At 41.9% G+C, this 19330-nt stretch carries 23 protein-coding genes and 1 pseudogene; 5 read left to right on the top strand and 19 right to left on the bottom strand.

The features are described 5' to 3' along the window. Positions 1 to 15: 15 nt before the first annotated feature. Genes BQ5367_RS11240 through BQ5367_RS11230 form a run of 3 tightly spaced genes read right to left on the bottom strand, consistent with a single transcriptional unit; the run spans position 16 to position 2910 of the window. Positions 16 to 906, bottom strand: a complete 891-nt coding sequence (locus BQ5367_RS11240) for an SPL family radical SAM protein (RefSeq protein WP_071442579.1) — start codon at positions 904 to 906, stop codon at positions 16 to 18. 2 nt (positions 907 to 908) lie between these two features. Continuing rightward, the gene (locus tag BQ5367_RS11235) at positions 909 to 2048 is read right to left on the bottom strand and encodes a CapA family protein (protein ID WP_071442578.1); all 1140 of its coding nucleotides are present in this window, start codon (positions 2046 to 2048) and stop codon (positions 909 to 911) included. Between the two features lie 7 nt (positions 2049 to 2055). Then, positions 2056 to 2910, bottom strand: coding sequence for a M15 family metallopeptidase (locus tag BQ5367_RS11230; RefSeq protein ID WP_143052395.1), 855 nt, complete (start codon positions 2908 to 2910; stop codon positions 2056 to 2058). A gap of 237 nt (positions 2911 to 3147) precedes the next feature. Here BQ5367_RS11230 and BQ5367_RS11225 point away from each other — a divergent pair, with 237 nt between their 5' ends. Then, a complete protein-coding gene (locus tag BQ5367_RS11225) occupies positions 3148 to 4521 on the top strand; it encodes an NAD(P)/FAD-dependent oxidoreductase (protein WP_071442577.1) in 1374 nt (457 codons plus the stop codon). Between the two features lie 15 nt (positions 4522 to 4536). Here BQ5367_RS11225 and BQ5367_RS11220 read toward each other — a convergent pair whose 3' ends face one another. From BQ5367_RS11220 to BQ5367_RS11195, 6 genes are all read right to left on the bottom strand, one after another. After that, complete coding sequence (locus BQ5367_RS11220; protein WP_161940492.1) at positions 4537 to 5163, bottom strand: helix-turn-helix domain-containing protein; 627 nt, start codon at positions 5161 to 5163, stop codon at positions 4537 to 4539. A gap of 81 nt (positions 5164 to 5244) precedes the next feature. Next, the gene (locus tag BQ5367_RS13435; protein ID WP_143052394.1) at positions 5245 to 6294 is read right to left on the bottom strand and encodes a GNAT family N-acetyltransferase; all 1050 of its coding nucleotides are present in this window, start codon (positions 6292 to 6294) and stop codon (positions 5245 to 5247) included. Between the two features lie 11 nt (positions 6295 to 6305). After that, positions 6306 to 7238 carry a GNAT family N-acetyltransferase gene (locus BQ5367_RS13600; protein ID WP_161940491.1) on the bottom strand — a complete coding sequence of 311 codons (933 nt, stop codon included), beginning with the start codon at positions 7236 to 7238 and terminating at the stop codon, positions 6306 to 6308. Further along, positions 7225 to 7983 carry an aminoglycoside adenylyltransferase domain-containing protein gene (locus BQ5367_RS11205; protein ID WP_071442575.1) on the bottom strand — a complete coding sequence of 253 codons (759 nt, stop codon included), beginning with the start codon at positions 7981 to 7983 and terminating at the stop codon, positions 7225 to 7227. Before BQ5367_RS11205 ends, BQ5367_RS13600 begins: the two co-directional genes overlap by 14 nt. Before the next feature lie 3 nt (positions 7984 to 7986). Then, positions 7987 to 8571: a J domain-containing protein gene (locus tag BQ5367_RS11200; protein ID WP_071442574.1), complete on the bottom strand. Its 585-nt coding sequence runs from the start codon at positions 8569 to 8571 to the stop codon at positions 7987 to 7989. Next, positions 8555 to 9400 carry a DUF5685 family protein gene (locus tag BQ5367_RS11195; protein ID WP_071442573.1) on the bottom strand — a complete coding sequence of 282 codons (846 nt, stop codon included), beginning with the start codon at positions 9398 to 9400 and terminating at the stop codon, positions 8555 to 8557. The genes BQ5367_RS11200 and BQ5367_RS11195 overlap by 17 nt, the downstream gene beginning before the upstream one ends. A 555-nt stretch (positions 9401 to 9955) precedes the next feature. Between BQ5367_RS11195 and BQ5367_RS11190 the strand changes: the two genes are divergently transcribed. After that, positions 9956 to 10618, top strand: coding sequence for a lactate utilization protein (locus tag BQ5367_RS11190; RefSeq protein ID WP_083383254.1), 663 nt, complete (start codon positions 9956 to 9958; stop codon positions 10616 to 10618). Positions 10619 to 10625: 7 nt separating this feature from the next. Here the strand turns inward: BQ5367_RS11190 and BQ5367_RS11185 are convergent. Then, a pseudogene (locus BQ5367_RS11185) lies at positions 10626 to 10874 on the bottom strand (helix-turn-helix domain-containing protein); the annotation flags it as partial. Between the two features lie 38 nt (positions 10875 to 10912). Here BQ5367_RS11185 and BQ5367_RS14035 point away from each other — a divergent pair. Next, on the top strand, positions 10913 to 11125 hold the full coding sequence (locus BQ5367_RS14035) for a transposase (RefSeq protein WP_074022022.1): 213 nt from the start codon (positions 10913 to 10915) through the stop codon (positions 11123 to 11125). After that, entirely contained in the window at positions 11126 to 11341 is a 216-nt protein-coding gene (locus tag BQ5367_RS13150; RefSeq protein WP_083383253.1) for an undecaprenyl-diphosphate phosphatase, read from the top strand. It abuts the gene before it with no gap. Positions 11342 to 11478: 137 nt separating this feature from the next. On the opposite strand, the gene BQ5367_RS11180 is transcribed toward BQ5367_RS13150, so the two are convergent. From BQ5367_RS11180 to BQ5367_RS11160, 6 genes are read right to left on the bottom strand one after another with little or no spacing between them, the layout of a single operon-like run. Beyond that, positions 11479 to 11658: a hypothetical protein gene (locus BQ5367_RS11180; RefSeq protein ID WP_071442572.1), complete on the bottom strand. Its 180-nt coding sequence runs from the start codon at positions 11656 to 11658 to the stop codon at positions 11479 to 11481. Between the two features lie 40 nt (positions 11659 to 11698). Then, the gene (locus BQ5367_RS11175) at positions 11699 to 11929 is read right to left on the bottom strand and encodes a CAP domain-containing protein (protein ID WP_071442571.1); all 231 of its coding nucleotides are present in this window, start codon (positions 11927 to 11929) and stop codon (positions 11699 to 11701) included. Between the two features lie 17 nt (positions 11930 to 11946). Continuing rightward, complete coding sequence (locus BQ5367_RS13145) at positions 11947 to 12240, bottom strand: S-layer homology domain-containing protein (RefSeq protein ID WP_074022021.1); 294 nt, start codon at positions 12238 to 12240, stop codon at positions 11947 to 11949. Positions 12241 to 12276: 36 nt separating this feature from the next. Further along, complete coding sequence (locus tag BQ5367_RS11170) at positions 12277 to 12543, bottom strand: S-layer homology domain-containing protein (RefSeq protein WP_071442570.1); 267 nt, start codon at positions 12541 to 12543, stop codon at positions 12277 to 12279. Positions 12544 to 12577: 34 nt separating this feature from the next. Continuing rightward, entirely contained in the window at positions 12578 to 13681 is a 1104-nt protein-coding gene (locus BQ5367_RS11165; protein ID WP_071442569.1) for a hypothetical protein, read from the bottom strand. A gap of 3 nt (positions 13682 to 13684) precedes the next feature. Continuing rightward, a complete protein-coding gene (locus BQ5367_RS11160) occupies positions 13685 to 14572 on the bottom strand; it encodes a mechanosensitive ion channel family protein (protein ID WP_071442892.1) in 888 nt (295 codons plus the stop codon). Positions 14573 to 14830: 258 nt separating this feature from the next. Between BQ5367_RS11160 and BQ5367_RS11155 the strand changes: the two genes are divergently transcribed. Then, on the top strand, positions 14831 to 16003 hold the full coding sequence (locus tag BQ5367_RS11155) for an IS110 family RNA-guided transposase (RefSeq protein ID WP_071442568.1): 1173 nt from the start codon (positions 14831 to 14833) through the stop codon (positions 16001 to 16003). Positions 16004 to 16208: 205 nt separating this feature from the next. On the opposite strand, the gene BQ5367_RS11150 is transcribed toward BQ5367_RS11155, so the two are convergent. Genes BQ5367_RS11150 through BQ5367_RS13430 form a run of 3 tightly spaced genes read right to left on the bottom strand, consistent with a single transcriptional unit; the run spans position 16209 to position 19258 of the window. Then, positions 16209 to 16451 (bottom strand): hypothetical protein, encoded by a 243-nt coding sequence (locus tag BQ5367_RS11150; protein WP_071442567.1) that lies wholly within the window; start codon positions 16449 to 16451, stop codon positions 16209 to 16211. Positions 16452 to 16511: 60 nt separating this feature from the next. Then, positions 16512 to 16901, bottom strand: a complete 390-nt coding sequence (locus tag BQ5367_RS11145; protein ID WP_071442566.1) for a hypothetical protein — start codon at positions 16899 to 16901, stop codon at positions 16512 to 16514. Between the two features lie 23 nt (positions 16902 to 16924). After that, entirely contained in the window at positions 16925 to 19258 is a 2334-nt protein-coding gene (locus BQ5367_RS13430; RefSeq protein ID WP_071442565.1) for a helix-turn-helix domain-containing protein, read from the bottom strand. Between the last annotated feature and the right edge of the window lie 72 nt (positions 19259 to 19330).

The following is a 19330-nucleotide window of genomic DNA, read 5'->3' as shown; positions in this document are numbered from 1 at the left end:
ATTATAGCACAAAATCTAATCAAACAGCGATAGCTGACTCATTTCTTTTTTATGAGATGTGATCAGATCAACAATATCCTCCATCTGATAAAGAATCTTTCTTTTTTGACATTCCTTTTTCAATATTTCATAGTTTTCACGCCATTTCAAAGATTCACAGTGATAGCGATTCCCATAAATACGCTGATATTGATAAGAAAGTCCCAGATAAAGTTCATCCAGTTTTTTATAATAGTAATCACGTTGGTTTTGTCGCAGCGTTACTCCCATATAAGTCATGATATAATCGGCATGACACTGATCAGCCATATCAATCATTTTTAAGATATTTTCTTTGCTATCTGTAATAAAAGGTAAAACAGGATTCATGATGATACCACATATAAGACCTGCTTCTTTGCATCTTCGCACAGCTTCAAAACGTTTTGAAGATACTGAAACATGAGGTTCAATTTTTAGAGAACATTCATCAGAAGCACTTGTGATCGTAAAATTCACAACTGCAGTCATATTCTCATGAATCTTCTTCAAGTGTTCTAAATCTTCTAATATCAAATCACTTTTGGTCGTGATCCCTACACCAAAACCATAGCGCTCGATAAGCGTAAGGGCCCCTCTTGTCAGCCTTGCTTCTTTTTCAAATGGGTTATACGGATCTGACATGGCACCCATTCCAATGATTCCCTTCTTTCTTTTATGACGTAATTCTTTTTCAAGAATTAAAGCTGTATCTTTTTTCCCTCTGACTACATCAAAATGATCGATCCGATAACATTGACTTCTGGAATCACAATAGATACAGCCATGACAACATCCTTTATACAGATTCAGATTATAATCAAAACCAAACCATTCTTCAGGACGTTTATTTTTAGAAAGAAGAGTTTTTACTTCTATCCATTCCATAACTACTCCAAAAAGGACGCATCAATCACCTGATGAGTAATCTCATAAATATAATCTAAAGAAACAACATTCCCTTCATAACCATTCAACACATGTTTTGAAGCCAATTCATCCGTATAATTTTCAACCTTATAAGATTTATAATGATAACGTTCTGCATTGATATTCGCCTGGTTTCCTTCAAAATGAATCATCAGCGGCACCCACTTCACATGATCGATATAAATATCTTCCTCATCTTTAATAAAATCAAATTGAATCATCCCGCCAATCGCATTATTCGTTGTCAGCATACCTCCAATGAAATTACCTAATGAATAAACAACAAGCGTCTGATTTCCTGTTTCACCCGTTACCCATTCAACAGGCTGGATCACATGCGGATGCGTTCCAATTACGACATCCACATCCAAATCCGCAAATAATTGTGCATAATGACGCTGAAAACTATTAGGAACAAAAGAATTTTCATCTCCCCAATGAGCACTCACGATAACAACATCACTGATTTCTTTAGCTCTTTGAACATCACGTGTAATTTGCTCATCATCAAAATAAGAAACCTCATAAGAATACTCTGGTATGATACCATTGGTTCCATACGTATAAGCTAAAAAACTAAAAGTAATGCCCTCGACTTCAAAAGTCACGATCGTATCATAAGCTTCTTGTGACATATACGCACCATCAACGACCATATCCTCAATCGAAGAAAAAGTATTTAGCTCGTTGATAATTCCAGATAAACCTCGATCTAATGTATGATTTGTTGCCAGATTGACAAGATTAAAGCCGCTTTCTTTTAAATTTAAAGCAATCTCACTTGGTGAATTAAAACTTGGATAACCGCTAAGTCCTAATTCACTGCCTCCAAGTACTGTTTCCTGATTGATAAAAGCAATATCGCTTTTTTTCATATCATCTGCCACATCTTCATACATCTTCGTAAAATCATAGCTTCCTGAAGATGTCAATGCATCTAAATAAACCGTTTCATGGATCAGATTATCTCCCACTCCTGAAAAAGAAACGACCGTAACAGGATCTGGCTCATAAAGACAGACAAGCGGTTTTTGAGCTTCTTCATTCTTTGAACAGGCCAACAGCAAAAAAGCCATTAGCATGATACTTACCTTTTTCATAACATCCTCACTTTCGTGCCAAATATTCTTCCAGGCACCAGTTATTCTCATACATCGTTGTTGCAGCCTCTACGCCAACATAACGTAAATGCCAGCTTTCATAACCATAACGGGTAATCTTTTGCTTATCTTCAGGATAGCGCAAAATAAAGCCAAAACGATGCATATTTTCTAAGATCCACGGATAGGCTTCATGAGATTCTATATCTGTATAACGAATATGATCAAACGTAATATCTACGGCTAACCCGCTATTATGTTCGCTCTGTCCGGGACGTGCATAATATTGATCGGTTCTTTCCTGTCCATAAATCGGTAAATAATAATTATATAAATCCTTCTGATACTGATAAGAACGATAAGCGGCTATTGCCACGATCGAAATCCCTTTTTCCTCTAAAGCACTCTCGACAAATCTTTCAAAAGCTTCTTCTGCCTCCTGGCGTAAAACAACTTGATCCATCGTCGTACAAGAATAGTCCACGCCCTGGACACAAACATACTTTACATCCACCATATCATCAGGAACATATCCTTCCGGTAAAGCATTAAACTTATTTACAAGCAGAGTCATATCAGAAAAATCACTTACATATGAAGTTGTTTCAAAAGGCTCCAGGTCCATATTCATATTTACTGCTAATACTCTTTCCTCATAACTGCCATCAGCTTCTAAATAACGTGCAATATTTTCATCTCTGAAATAAGGAATCGTACTAAAACCTATCACATCTTCATCATTCAACCCCTGATCCAAAAGAAAATTTACATGTTTCGAAGAAGTTAATTCCATTCGACAATAATCTTCGATATATTCCTTTTCAAAAGCTCCCTCATCCAGCATCATCTGCAGTGTCGTCACTTGTTCACAGCTATTTTCCGCATAATCTAAAACATCCGCATCACGAAGGATTTCCTGCTGCTTTTCTGTATATAAAGACTGCCTGCTCTGACATCCGCTTATAATTTAACAAAAAATCAAAAAGAATAGTTTTTTCATGTTTTCTCTCCCATAGCCATTATATCATAAATAATATTATAAATTCATTGAAATTTTATTGCTTTGCCATGTATAATAGAAAAGTGTGAGGTAAGAAACATGAAATATGATATTTTGATTATTGGTGCCGGTCCCGGTGGTATTTTCTCTTGTTATGAATTAGTAAAAAAAAGACCTGATCTAAAGATTGCTGTATTTGAAACAGGAAATCCCTTAGAAAAAAGAAAATGTCCGATTGATGGAAAAAAAATCAAATCTTGTATCAATTGCAAGACTTGTGCCATCATGAATGGATTTGGAGGTGCAGGTGCATTCAGTGATGGAAAATACAACATCACAAATCAGTTTGGTGGTGACCTATATGAATATATCGGGAAAAAAGAAGCTATCGATCTGATGCACTATGTCGATCAGATCAATACATCCCACGGTGGTGAAAACACCCGGCTCTATTCAACAGCCAACACAAAACTTAAAAAAATCTGTCTACAGAATGATCTCCATCTTTTAGATGCCAGTGTACGTCATTTAGGAACGGATATCAATTATATCGTCCTAAAAAATCTATATGAAGAATTAAAGGATCATGTTGATTTTTATTTCAACAGTAAAGTTGATGAGGTTCATCATCTTGAAGATGGTTATGAAATCATGACCAATGGTCAAACATATCATGGAAAAAAATGTATCATTTCTACAGGTAGAAGCGGTTCTAAATGGATGCAAACCATTTGTGATCATTTAAATATCAAAACAAAATCAAATCGTGTAGATATTGGTGTACGTGTTGAACTTCCTTATGAAGTCTTTTCACATCTAACCGATGAGTTATATGAAAGTAAGATCGTTTATCGAACTAAAAAATTCCAGGATAAAGTCAGAACCTTTTGTATGAACCCTAAAGGTGTCGTCGTAAATGAAAATACAAATGGTATTGTCACTGTTAATGGACATAGTTATAATGATCCATCTTTATATACTGAAAATACAAATTTTGCCCTTTTGGTATCCAACCATTTCACCGAACCTTTTAAAAGTTCCAATGAATATGGCGAAAGCATTGCCCGACTCTCCAATATGCTTGGCGGGGGTGTAATCGTTCAACGCTTTGGTGATCTCATCAGAGGACAACGTTCTACACCATCCAGAATTGAAAGCTCCTTTTTAACACCAACCCTTTCCGCAACTCCAGGAGATTTAAGTTTAGTCATTCCTAAGCGTCAGATGGATGACATCATCGAGATGATTTACGCTCTTGATAAAGTTGCGCCAGGTACCGCAAGCGATGATACCCTTTTATATGGTGTTGAAGTCAAATTCTACAATATGCAAGTAGAAATCGATGAAAATTTAGAAACCTGTCATGAAGGATTATTTGTGATTGGGGATTGTTCAGGAGTCACCCATTCCCTATCTCATGCTTCTGCCAGCGGTGTCTATGTTGCCCGCTATATCTGTGAGCAAATGAAATAAAAGCCGAGTCAAAACTCAGGCTTTTTTTAATTTATGATGAATGATGCTATAAGCGACGAAACACAAAATTCCATATAAAATCCAATAATATAAATAATGGAAACCATATCCAAAAGGAAAATGAATCAATGGCTGAAACGCTAAAATATTCGTTAAGACGACAAAAGGATAAAAAAGCAAGATCCATGTATTCAAATACCAAAAGATGCGTTGCGCTTTTATTTTATCTTCTTGATTTTTATGATTCATCATTGCCCAAACATAAAAGACACAGCTAATGATCATAACAAGTGGACCTACTACAAAAGCAGGATAGCTCATATATTCAAGCCACAATGCACATCCAAAAATCAAACCACACAGATTAAAAGCGCTCACTAACAGCACGATCGTTTTAATATTCAAATGCCGTTTTTCATCTTCTGATTCTTTTCCTAAAATAAGATGATCCGATGATACATCGAAATACGTACAAAGCTGAATGATTTTATCTAAATCCGGAACGCTTTGAGAGCTTTCCCACTTACTGATAGACTGTCTTGATACACCAATCACTGCCGCTAATTCTTCCTGTGAAAGACCTTTCTTCTTTCTTAATATGGCAATACGCTCTCCCATTTGCATGGCTTCACCTTCTTTCATAGACATTTTAACACTATCAGAAATGCTCCTTCAACCAACTTTTATAAACAAAGTGTCAACCATTGGTTGCCTCTATATTTTTTAAGCTTTTTTTGTCAGGATGAATACATGTTCATCCAAATCTATTCCATCATAACGATGATACGCTTTTTCTAAGTATTTATAATACTGAAAACCACATTTCTCAGCCACTCTTGCTGAGCGAACATTATCATCAAAGCAACAAATAAATAATGCTTCTTGATGAAGTCTTTCAAAAGCAAAGGTACATACCTGTTTTACAGCTTCACTCATTAATCCCTGACCCCAATAATTTTTAGATAGCACATAACCTAGCTCCAGACTTCGATTTTTTTTGATTTTAGGCTGATGAAATCCAATCGAACCAATGACCTTATGATTTTCCTTAAGTTCAATGGCCCACTCCTTCTGCCTTATAAACAATTCTATGATCTGTGCAGATTCTTCGATTGATTCATGAGGCTTCCATCCAGCCATAGGTCCTACCTCTGCATCACAAGCATATTCATAAAGATCATTCACATCTTCTTTTCGCCATTTTCTCAAACGTAATCTTTCTGTTTCTATCTCTTTACCAAATAAAAGCTGTGGAAAGCGACTGATATAAAACTGAGCTGCCTGTGAAGTTTCTTCTAAATGATATTTTAGAAATTCTTCTTCAATAGAATGAAGGATCCATCGTAATGCTTCAGGACTCATTTCTTCATATTTATGTAAGACCAGTTCCCCTTCTTTCACTTTCTCCATGAACCAGCTTCCCATATCCTCAATTTCAATAACTTCGATTATTCTTTCTTCATGTTCACTGACAAATACATCTTTCATTCCTGTAGGATTATAACCTTGAATATCTTCACACACATATAAATATCCTTTTTGACCCGCATAAACATCCATGAGTGCATTCTCATAATACTCCTCATAGACCACTCTTCCCTTTTCATCAAAGCCATAAGGAAACCAGTTTAACGGTCTTTCTAAAACATGTACACAATATAATGCCGCTAAAACAGGATTCGTTGAAAAATAAACATATGCTTTCTCATGTTCACTAACAAAAGGTTTTAAATGATTTAAATTGGCCTTATTGCTTCCATGATAATATTTCATTTTGTTCCCCCTTATAAAGTGATCCAATATCTCTCAATATATTCATTTTCATCTGTCTCAAAACGCTCATCCTCATAAACTCCACCATTTTTTAAAATGGTTTTTCTTGAAGCCTCATTGTTCTTTAAACAAGTCACTAACACACGTTCCATATTTTTCTCACGACATACTTCCATTAGCTTTGAAAGCATGAGTGTTGCATATCCTTTTCTTCTTTCACTTGGACGCACGCTATAGCCAACATGGCCACCATAATTTAAAAGATATTCACTCAATTCATGACGTAATTGAATCATACCTAAAATTCTTTGATCGTTCTTTCTGACAAGGATATATTGTTCACAAGTAACCCAATGTGAAGGAACTTTAGAAGCATCTTCATAATCACGACTTTGACTGATCCATTTTAAGGGATCTTCACACTCTCTTAAATTTCCTGTACCATCCATCGAATCATTCGCATCTAAAAACTCTTGTCTATAAGCAGCGATTTCAGCTGCATAAGACTCATCCGGTTTTATGAAAAGCAGATCATCAAATAATTCATCATGATAATCTTCTGCCACCTTCACCATATGTCCGATATTCCCTTCACCGGCATAAACATTCATATCAAAGAAATTTTCATTTTTATCTACCCAGCACAATTCATTTTCTTCCCCATATACCTCTACATGATGAAAAAGAACGCCCATATAAACTTCTACAGTTAAATCATCTAAATGATATACCATATCCATTAAATGCGTTAAAACAATATCCTTTGATGAAATACCGCTTTCCTCATATAATTCACGATAAGCCGCATGTTCACCCGTCTCATTTTTTTCAACTTTTCCTCCAACTAAATTCAATAATCCCTTATAAGGATTTTTTCTACGTTTGCACATCAAAATTTTTTCTTTATTTTCATCATAAACTAAAATTACATTACTTTTTTTCATTTAAGATCCCCTCTTTTTTCATAAAATCAAGAAATAGCTTTCCCTCATTATCATGAAATTTATACTCAGCATCACTTTGATAACATATACAAGCTCTAGAAACAATATCATCAAAAGGATGCGGAAAATTCTTAACTGCCCATTTTCCTGCAGAAAGCTTGCTTGAAACGACTCCTTCTTTTTTATAATAATACACCCGACATAAATTAAGGATCACATCTACAGGTTCTTCTTCAAGACGTTTTTTAGAATCAGCTATATCATTTTCAATACTATTTAAATAAGCTTCTTTGGGTACCTCTAAAAAGATCTTTTTTATATCCGCCCCATAAGCACAGATACCAGAATGAGAAACAACCATAAAATGTGCTGCAAGATCACGATCTTTACCATGCATTTTTAAAACTGTTCCTTCCAAGTCTTCCTTAAAAGAGGAGCGATACATGGGTGAATAGTGAAGTTCATAAGGTGTCGGATAAGTAAAATACATACAATAACGCTTTAAGACCAAGCTCATTTCAAAGCCCTTAGCCGGTGCTTTTGGTTCAAGTTTCATCAAAAACTGAATCATTCTTTTTTTCTGATTAAAGGTTGGCATACGTTCACAAATAACAAGAAAATCCAAGTCGCTTTTACTTGGATTAAAACAGCCCATAGCATAAGAGCCATGAATATAGATACCTGTCAAATTATCTTTTAAAATCGCTGCATACTTGTTAACGATTGTCTGAATAAGCTCTTCCATAAACTAACAGCAGCAAAAAAGCGGCATTCCAAAACCACCTAAGCACATGTTACAGAGAATTAACTGACAGCAAAGCGAACTGCCATCTCCAAAAGGCTGCTGCATCCTGCGATAACGATTTTGACCTTGCTGAATCTGAGCATATAGCTGGCGATACTCGTTATTCGTCGGATCCATCTGGCAGGCTCTTTCAGCAGCTTCCATCGCTGCAATCTGCTGACCAAGTCCATAATTCGCAATCGCATACAAATAATACCAGGTAGCATCACGATTGCTCATATTGCTTAAAAGCTGATAAGCATACACATATTGCCCAAGATTCAGGTAAGCAACGACATTCTGATAATCATTGTTGGCATAGGTCTGCTGAGAACCATACTGATTCCAGAATTCACGTGCATTGCCACCATTTTTACGCATATTCATGATCGTATCATAAGCATTCTGAATTTTCTTAAAGCGCTCTTCCGCACCCGCTTCCTTATTTACATCAGGATGATATTTTTTTGCTAATTGGCGATATGCCTTTTTTACTTCATCGTCAGTAGCATCAGGACTGACACCTAAAATCTTATACGGATCTTCCATTTTTGCTGTCCTCTCTTTTCTTTCTTACCATTTCATATCTTGCCCAGACTCCTGAATAAAGAATATTTCGCAAAATATTCGCATATTCAAGAATTGGCAGTTTCTCAAACGCCTCACTCGAGTGCGCCATCATCAATTCCAGTATATTCTTTATCCGCTCATCAAATCCAGTTGTCTGATGGCTTTTTATAAACGGATTAAAACAATTTTTCGCAATATCTTTTTCGACATCCTCATAAGCATCCATGATATAAATGAAACGACCTAGATAATCACCCATTTCATATAAAAGATCTTTCCATTCATCTTCCCGATAAACCAGAATTTCACCCAGCATCGCACCACTCAAACCAGCTAAAGCATCAATATTTTCACATTTCTCTTTCTCCAATTGATGAGTTTTCTCAAGCACTTCCCGAATTTTTCTAACTTTATCCGGATACATTGATTGTACCTTAAAAAACTTCTTATTTAAAGCTTTCTGATAAACATAACTAGATTTTTTACGTTCATCTTCCCAGTTATCCTCACATTTAAGATATGTGAGAAGAATGGTCATATCAGATGCATATTCAATCATTGGATTATGATAGAGAATTCTTTTCTTCATCGGATGAAAAGGACAACGGTATTCCCTTGTCACAACTTCACTTTCATATAGACCACTCAGCAATATTGCCAGAAATGTCATATCAAAATTTAAAGCTGCCTGACCACTTTTTCCATATGCTTTATGAAGGCAGTAACACAAACCGCAATAAAAACCAAGATAAGTATCATTTTCTTCTTCACTCAGTTTTTGTTTATTCACCATTACATATCCAAACATATCTTTTCCTCATTTTATATAGTTTACAGATTTATGACACATAATTCAAGAATTCTTTTTCAAAAACATGATTCAACATAATTTTCCCGTCATCCTTTTACAATACTTTAGATAAAAGATTCAAATAACTGTGATTTAACACCCTTATCTATACAGCATTCCAATGACCCTTAGAAAAGCTTCCTATATTTGTAATAACAATAAAAAGCCCGTACAAAGTATACAGGCTAAGTCAATACCGTCTTTTTATGGAAAGAGATTTGTCAAGGGTGTTTTTTACAAAAACCTTTGCGGTAATCTATGAATTTATTTTCTTTAATTTCTTAATAAAAGATGATTTGGCCCTTGAAAATTTCCTCGTTGAATTGTACATTGCCTGATTCATTTTTGCGCAACTTATTCTACCTTACCCTGTCCCTAACCCTTTCTAAATACTCCTATCCACTAAAACGGGAGTAGAGCCAAAATTTTTAGGCGACAAAAAAAAGCCGCCTATTTTCCTCACAATCAAGGTCAATAGACGGCGGGTAGAAATTTTAACATTTATGATGTATAATGAAACACAGAGGTAGATTTGAATTTTTGCATGAATTTGGAGAGAACATCGTGGGAAGAAATTTTGATTTGATAAAGAAAAACTTGATTTCATTAGGCTATATTGTTAATTGCTTTGAAACTGCTTCCGAAGCAGCTAACTATATAAATTCCCAAATTGATAATCAAACTGTAGGATTTGCAGGTTCTATGACATTAGAAAAGATGGGACTTTTTGAAAGTCTAAGTACACATAATCAAGTGTTTTGGCATCATAGGATACCGGAAGGAAAAACAAGTAAAGATGTTCGTCTAGAGGCAAACGCAGCATCCATATATATTACGTCAGTAAATGGAATTGCTGAAAGTGGTGAAATTGTCAACATAGATGGAAATTGTAATCGTGTTGCATCCATATTTTATGGGCATGAAAAGGTTTATTTTGTCATAGGTGAGAACAAGATTGAGAAGGATTATGACAGTGCATTGTACAGGGCAAGAAATATTGCAGCTCCGTTAAATGCCCAAAGGCTAGGAGTCAAAACGCCTTGTGCAATAAAAGCGGACAAATGTTATGATTGTAAAAGCCCGGAAAGAATATGTAGAGGACTTTCGGTATTATGGGAAAAACCTATGACTGGCGAATTTGAAATAATTCTAATACATGAAAACTTGGGATATTAATAAACATTCAGTAAGAAATTGCTCTTAAATCAGCAGCTTTCGACTCGGAAATCGTTTCTCCAAGCAAAGTACTTACTGGTGTTTCTAACACTTCTGATATAGAAATCAACATATCAGAATCAGGAACAGACAACCCTTGCTCCCATTTGGAAATTGTCTGTCGAACCACATTCAGCTTAACAGCAAGTTCCTCTTGTGAAAGTCCTTTTGATTTCCTGATTGATTTTATGTTTTCGTTTAACATTATGGATAACCGCCTTTCTCTGAGTCGTTACCATAATTGTATGTTGGACCATGAAAGACGCTGCCACCACACTACGCAACCACAAGGAGAAGATACTGGCCTACTTCTACCACCGCATTACCAACGCTGTCTGTGAGGGTATTAACTCCATGATACAGGCAGCCAAACGGAAAGCCCGTTGCTTTAATACCTATGAGGGCTTTGCCTCGATGATTTACCTCGTTGCTGGTAAACTCCAACTCGCTGTCCCTAACCCTTTCTAAATACTCCTATCCACTAAAACGGGAGTAGAGCCCATAAAATTTACAGCTATTGAGTGTGCTGTACTACTTACCGGAATGTTGGTTGCGTTTTTGGTATCGATAATATCTATTCGTTTCCTTATGTCGTTCATCAAAAAACATAATTTCAGAATTTTTGGCTGGTATCGAATCGCTCTTGTCGCAGCTGCTGCGATATACTTTGGTTTTATTGAATGATGGGATGTAAATAATTATCAAGACAAATCAAATGTTATGGGGAAATCCCGTTAAGGTTTGTAGTGAACAGGAACGGTGGGTTACCGTTCCTGTTCACTCTTTTTCTTTTGAAAAGTCTGCTGCTCCTTATGCGCCTGTCACATCATTCTCCGTACTGCCTGCCGCTCAATATCCTCATGCAGCATACGGGAAACCGACTTTTTGCTGTCAAACATCAGCAGTGGGTTGTACTTCTCGCCGTAAACCTCTTGTGCCCGGTTCTCCGCTTCTTGTTCTTTGCCGGGGCGGATGGCCTGCCTTGCTTCATACAGCTGCACCAGGTCGAAACCCTGTGCCTGCTCCCGAAGCCCGGCATACTCATTCAGGGCGGATCATGTCCGCGCCATGGTTTCGGGCAATGCCGGCCAGGGCGTTGCTCCAGGACAACGCGGGAAGTCCGTTCTCCGTCCGTGCCGTGTTCACCATCTCAAAGAGCGCCTGCTCATACTCCTCGGAATAGCCCTCCACAGTGCCCTGCACCCCCTGGGCAGGCGCGCTGGCGGCCACATCGTCGATCAGGCCGTCAATGATGCCGTTAAGCTTTTCCACGTCGGCTTCCTCAGGATTCAGCCGGCTGAGCAGGGTGCACAGCTCGCCCGGGTCATGTATTCGTAAGGCGCGAAGCCGCTGCCCGTTCCCTTCATGATGCCCCTGTCCAGCGCCGTGGAGATTACGGCGCACACGTCCGCGTCGCCGGCGTATCCGGCATAGTCGCCCATGGACTGGACCGAGGTGCTCTCATAGTCAAATTCGATGTCATGGGGCATGAGGATGGCGTAGGCCGCATCCAGCCGGGTCAGAGGCTCCTCCGGATAGATGTAATGCCCCGGATACAGCGGCAGCAGCAGACCGGCTCCCATACAGGGGGCGTACCATGCGTCAGAGCGGACGTCTGTTCAAAGGATATAAGCGTCTGACCGTTCCGTCAGGCCATACATGGAGGTCAAGATCCTCATGAACTCCGCCCGGCTGATTGTGTTGTCCGGCCCGAAGGTGCCATCCGGATAGCCGCTGAGATAGCCCTTTTCCGTCATGGCGCGTATGGTTTCCTCCGCCCAGTGCCCCCGGGTATCGCTGAAGGCGAAGGCCGTCACGGACATTGCCAGGGCAAGTACCAATGCGAGGGCCAGGGATAGCAGCTTCCTGCCCCATTTTTTTACCATTTTCTCCACTCCTTCCTTTCTGTCAATTTCAGTGTCAGACCAGCGGATCTATAATCGGTTTTTTGTAGGTAAACCGGTGCCCGTTCAACTCCATATCCAGCGCGACAGTCACCTTGGCATCGGCGGAAATGGGCTGCGGCAGTGTGGCGGTGATCACTCGGATATAATCTGTGACAGTCTCCACCTCATCCGGAGTATCCATATGGGACACCTGGCTTTCCTCTGTTTCATCCGCAACCGTGTAGTTTTCCTGTGGGATGGGCTGGCCGTCCACGAACACCGTCACGCTGACCGTCTCGCCCGCAGCGTCTTCCGGCGCGCCGCAAACCACGGGGATGAAATCCTCGCCCAGCAAGTTATACAGCCGGACCTTCACCGCGCCGGCATCCTTTTCGTACCGCACGGATATGGAGCTCGGGCCGTCTCCCATATGCTCGGACGCGTATTCCTCGCTTTCTCCGTCTGTCCGCTCGATGGTCAGTGTGAACGCAAAGTCAGGGAAAGCGCCCTCGCCGTTGGCCGCCCAGTAGGCTTCAAAATCCGGTACATAATTATAATATGTAGTGCTATAATGCCCGGTCTTAATATCCTCCTGGGGAATACCGGCGCCAAATTGGTCTTCATAGTATGTTTCTCCTGAAATCTGATCGAACATGGTGATCTTGGCCGATGAAATGGTCTCAGGATCCGCCAGGGTCACATCGATCAGGCCGTAAGAGCTGCCTATGGTAGCGGTGTAAATGGAGCTTTCCTCTTTAGGCTCTGGGGGCAGTTCCTCTGCTGATGGCGGAACCTGCATAGAATTATCATTAGGCTGTACTTGCGTTGCATCGTCGGGTGGGATAGAAGAGGTCATATCTCCAGCTTCTGGCAATCCGGCCTCATACACCGCAACGGCCAACAATATCAGCGAGAACAACATAGTTGCCATACGCCATATGTTCTTGCGCTTCATCCTAAACGAATTGTTTTTTCCGCTGCTGTGAAACTCAGGAGGTAACGGTGCGCGTTCTGGTCCAGGAGAAGGTTCCGGCGGGATCATATACTCCTCTGGCAGAGGAAATTGTTCAGGTAAAGTATCCTCTGACGGAAGCTTATGCTCTAAAGGCGGCTCATGCCGCACATCTTTCCTTTTCATAGCCTATCTGCTGTGAACATCCAACTGCGGGAAGGGGCACTCCACTCCCAGCCGACGGAAGCCTAGCAACAGCTCTCGATTGAGGATTCGGGTTGCTGAGTAGATATCTTCCTCTCTCACATCCACACAAAAACGCAGTATAACAGCGCTGCCGGCCAGACTTTGCACACCCAAGTAGACAGGCTCCGCTTTCATTGCATCACTATGTGCTTTGTAGATCTCATCAAGCAGCCCTGGAAGAGCTGCCTCCAAGTCTTCCAAGTCGGTCTTGTAGGGAATAGGTATATCGCAAATAGACTTTGAGACGCGATCAGATCGATTTAAAATGTTGCGCATATCCGAGTTATTGATGACTTTGATGTTCTCGCTGGCATCGGTAATTGATGTCGTGCGAATGCCAATATCGGTCACTGTCCCACGAAATCCCCCTATCTCCACAATGTCTCCCACGTTGTATTGATTTTCAAAGAGCATAAATAGGCCAGTTACAAGATCAGCAATAAGACTCTCTGCACTGAACCCAACGATCAACGTCAGTACCCCTACGCTGGCCAATACCACCGTAATATTTACTCCAATGATCGTCAGGCCCCAACAGAGTATAACGATGGCAGCTGCGTATTTCAACAGGCTGCGGATAATTGTAATCACCGACCGGGCACGATGTGCCTCTGGCTTGCAATATCCCAAGATAAGCTCTACCAGGTATTCCACGAACAGTACCCCTGCCATCATGATAACAAGGCGCAGCAACACATCGGCACTAAACGCCCAACTGGAAGCAAGCGCATCTGGTTGTATTGCCCCAGTTAAAAAACCGGTAATTATCGCAGCGACTAGTACCACTGCCAAGATCAAAAGCTTTATTACTCCTGCACGTTTCTTATCCATATTTATCCTTGTATGATAATTACATACCTTGAAGGTAGTAATCATCGTTTTCCTTTCTAGTCATCTATAGTATGATATAAATAGCCTGTGTTCTCTTTATATATCATGTAGCTTGACTACTCTAAGGAGACTATTGCCACGGCCTATTTTATCTTTGATTAGTTGGATGTGTCTTTGAATACTTATCTCACGCAAGGTTATGAGAATAGATCACCGTGGAATTACTATCACAGGTAATTTAGAAAGGTGGTCTTTTTTATGACTCTATTTGTCGGCGTGGATATCGCCAAAGAAACTCACTATGCTGCGATGACTGATCAGCACGGTGTAATCCTGATTGAACCTTTTCCTTTTCAAAACTCAAAATCTGGTTTCGATTTGTTTCTGGGTTCAATCTTATCTTTTCTACAAGAATCTGAAAAACTAATTATCGGCTTTGAATCTACTGCCCATTATGCTGATAACTTCATTCATTTTCTTGTATCAAACAATTTATTTTTTAAAGTAATCAATCCCTTGGTAACGAGTTCTTTACGTAATGCCAACATTCGCAATACCAAGACCGATTCCATCGATGCTCTGCTTATTTGTTCTGCTCTTTACAAGGAAGAACAGAAAAACACTTTACATCGCGACGAAACTTTCTCTGAAATCTATTCCCTCTGCTGTTCCCGCAGAAATCTGACCAAGATGAGAACCAAAGCGAAGATTCAGCTCGTATCCTATATGAACCGTATCTTTCCTGAATTAGCCCCTTTTTTTAAAAACAACCTGCACATCAACACTTCTTATGCACTGATCAAGGAATACCCTTTGCCTCAATCCATTAAAAAAGTCCGAATTGATGTTCTTACCAGACTTCTTATAAAGGCTTCCCACGGTCGTTATAAGAAAGATAAGGCACTAGAGCTGAAGAAGATCGCAGGGGAATCCATCGGTATCCCCAGTCACTCCTTCGCTCTTCAAGCCCAAATGGCTGTGAATCAAATCGAACTTTATGATGAACAGATTGCTTCTATCGATAAACAGCTCGAAGCATTTGTGAATAACTTTGATACTCCATTGAAGCCCATTACGGGACTTGGTCATTTGGAAATCTCAGTCATTCTATCTGTCACTAATAATCTTAACAATTTTGATTCACCAAGTAAAGTCCTAGCCTATGCAGGTTTGGATCCTGTCGTCCGCCAATCAGGGAAATGGCATGCCTCAAAATCACGAATGTCAAAGCGAGGCAATTCTCTGCTTCGTTATACGCTCATTTGGGCTTCCTACAATGTCTGCAAGAATAATAAAACTTTTATGAATTATTATCTTAAAAAGACAAGTGAAGGAAAGTCTCACTATGCCGCACTTGGGCATTGTGCAGGCAAATTAGTGAGAGTGATATTCAAACTGATCAAATCAAATGAATCATTCAATTTAGATTAGTCAGATATCAACAATTTTTCAAAAAATCCTACATCGTTAGGAATTTTTGTCATGGTTACTCTTACTACCGAAAATTTCTAATATTTTCTATTGACTTTTCATAGTAGGTCTCCTTCTGCGGCATTATTATAGCAGCGCGATTATTCATCAAAAGCTCGTTTTCCAGATATTGTACGATTCGATCCATCACAGCGGTCATGGCCCTCTATTTTCCCTGCTCAGACAATCCCACGCAGGACTGCAGCATGGTGACCTTCAGCTCGGTCCCCATCTCTTGCTCCTCGGCAGAGATAGAAAAGGTGCTGAGATTGCCGTATACCTCCGCTTTGGCCACGACCGTGTCCTCTTTCTTTTGATAAGGCACTCCTTCGCCGTCCAGCACGTCATAAATTCCAAGGAGCACATACCGACGGACATATGGGATGATCTTCGAGATACTATAATTCATTCACGCTCCTCCTGTTCGTTAAAAAAATGCAGCTACCTGTCGTTGTAAGCAGGGCAGTTTTCACTCAATATAGCCGCTGATGGGCTGTACGTACATCTCGTCTTCCGTCACCGGCTGATAGCGCTCCCCAGAATAGCTGTCGCTCCAGCCGTTCTCCGCCCGGTAGATATCACCTGTTTCCGTGTCGTAAACGCGCTCATATCCCAATGTGGCGTCGCTCTGCTTCTGGCTCTGGATGTCCACGCTGGTGTCTCGCGCCTTCCAGGAAGACATGATCCCGTTCAGCACCTCGTTTGCATTTCGGCTGAAGTCTATGGCCTGCTGTACCACTTCCTGCCCCGCCTGGATGGTGGCGTTTACAAAGTTTTCCGAGTACTCCAGTGTGCCGAGGCTCTCGGTCAAAATGCCCTCCCACTCAACGAAGGTGTCCTTGGCCGCTGTGACCGCCATGATGTTATGTGACCGCCATGATGTTATACGCCATATAATACCCGCCGTCCGCCTGGGGGGAGCTGGTAGCCTACCGGCGGGCCGGCCGCGATGGGAACACTGCCAAAATCCACGACCGACGCGGCAAACATCCCCTCTCCCTCTCTGCCGTCTTCGGTGAAGGTGGCCCGCAGCAGCTCATCGCCCAGCGCGTAGGCGCTCAGGCTGCCGGTGGACGGGAAACGCTCGGTCACAGTGAAGGCCTCAAACTGGGGGAAGGTATAGCCGGCATAGCCGGGGCCATATTGGGCGGCAAAGTCGGCGTACTGCGGGAAGATCTGATAAAAATTCTCTGTAGATGGGCTGGACAGCACGGGAGCCTGGGCAAATATCTGCATATCAGGCATACCGGTCACGCCGGAATAATAGGTCCAGGCGTCCTTTCCCTCCTGACTGTGGAGCAGGATATCCGCCTTCAAGAGAACGAACATCTGATTGAGGGGCTCAGCGGGGTCCTGAATCCGGATGGAGTGATACATCCCTTTACCACCGCTGGTGACCGTCCAGCCCTTGGGAATCTGGATGCTGAAATCTGGGGTTTCATACAGTTCCAAATCCACAGTCCTGGCCGCCGTTTCCGTGATCGACACCGCGGGTTCCTGGGAAGATGGGGCAGGCTCCGATGTTATCTGACCTATACAGCGACTGCCTGACCTGAGCGTCCCACACCGCTGCGGACGGGGTGGACGCAAAAAACCGCGCCAGGAGATCCTGACGCGGTTTGTCGTAGGCCGGGATGCTGCGCCAGTATCTGTGGAAAGCGTAGCATAGATGGCCTTAAAATATAAGGTTACATTTGTCTCTTTTTTTATTTTACATCGTTTTTTTCGAATGACAGGGGGTACATTTGTCTCACGCCTTGAAATCCGGCTTTTTTCAGGGGTAACGCCCTTGTTCTCCGACATCCACTCATAATAGAACTGCAGCAGGCCGATCCGGCTCTGGGTTCCGGTCTTTTCATTCAGGCTGCTGATATGGCGATACAGCACAGACCGGGAAAGGGACATCTGCTGCGCGATATCCTGCACGCTGCCGTCCGAGACCAGTAAATACTGCAGCACATCCCGCTCGCGGTCAGTCAATGAATAGAGGCTGGCAAAGGAAGAGAACTTTTCCTTCGGCGTGTAGCCCGCCGCCGGAGCCGGGGGCGGCGCCAATACGGCATGGACTTTGACAGTGTAGGCAAACGTCAGGATGCTGGCCGCGACAAACAGCACGAGCATGAGGACGATCAGCGTAATACTCCTGCCGGCAAGGAGCAGCGTCACCGAGCCGTTGGTAATCAGCGCCGCCACGAGATTATTCACCGCCCGTCCCATGCCGGCCCAGATATCCGGCAGGCGCATACAGGCAGCAAGCTCCAAAAAACTGGTGGTAAAAAACACGACAAAAAATCCGGAGGCCACATAGGCGACCGCTACTCCGGTCAGGAATGGCCCGCCCCACCGGAGAACAATCACACACAGCACCGAGAGCACCATCACGCAGTACATCATCAGCGCCATATATTTTCTTTTCCGGATATCAAAGAGGAAACCGGCAGCCAGGCCGCTCAGGGCAAGCAGCATACGGGGCCATTGCCCGATGTCCATCGTGCCCGCCGCATGGCCCAGGGTGATCGCGTTATCCAATGTGCTGAATACGCAGGCCATCAGGGCCACCAGAAGGACCAGGAGCAGTCCCGCCGGTATTTTCTTTCTGGACGTTTCATCGGGGCGAAGCGCGGTTCGGAGCGGCGCCGTCTCATCCGAGGCGAGTGCTTCTTTGTGGATACGGCGTGTGCGCATGATCAAAACACTCAGTACCGCAAGGGAAACAGAGAGTACCGCGGCCTCCGCGATCTCTATGTTCACCAAATTGTTGTTTGCGTACTGCAGCAGGATGCCGGCCGCATAGGAGATTCCCACCAGGCTGGCTATACGTTCTGTCCGGATCGTGCAGGCAGCCAGATAATGAACGGAGCCGCCAAAAACGCCCAGCAACAGAAACAGAACCACGCCTGCCGCAAGCGTGACGGAAAACGAGATGTGCTGTTGGATCAAAAATATGCAGATAATGGAGAGGAACGATAGGGAAAATATAAGGATCGTCTTGTTCCTCTCGCGGACAGCGCGGTTTATCAGCGGGTATATAAGAAATCCAAGGGCATTGACGCCCAGCGCATAATTTTGTGCAATGACCGTCTGGCTTTCCTCGACAATGCGGGAGACCATATTGACATATAGATATTCCGAACCAAGAAACACAAATGTAAAAATACTCAGCAATAAAAACATGGCGCTATGCGACGCCATAGCCTGCGTTTTCCTTCTCTCCATTGCTCCTCCATATGGCATGAGTATACTGCACTCATATCATTTGCCCACGTACCGTGTACTATGCCAAGATGC

This window comes from Traorella massiliensis (assembly GCF_900104665.1).
Lineage (GTDB): Bacteria > Bacillota_I > Bacilli_A > Erysipelotrichales > Erysipelotrichaceae > Traorella > Traorella massiliensis.
The sequence above is the reverse complement of the archived record's forward strand: the minus strand, read 5'-3'. Positions and strand labels throughout refer to the sequence as shown.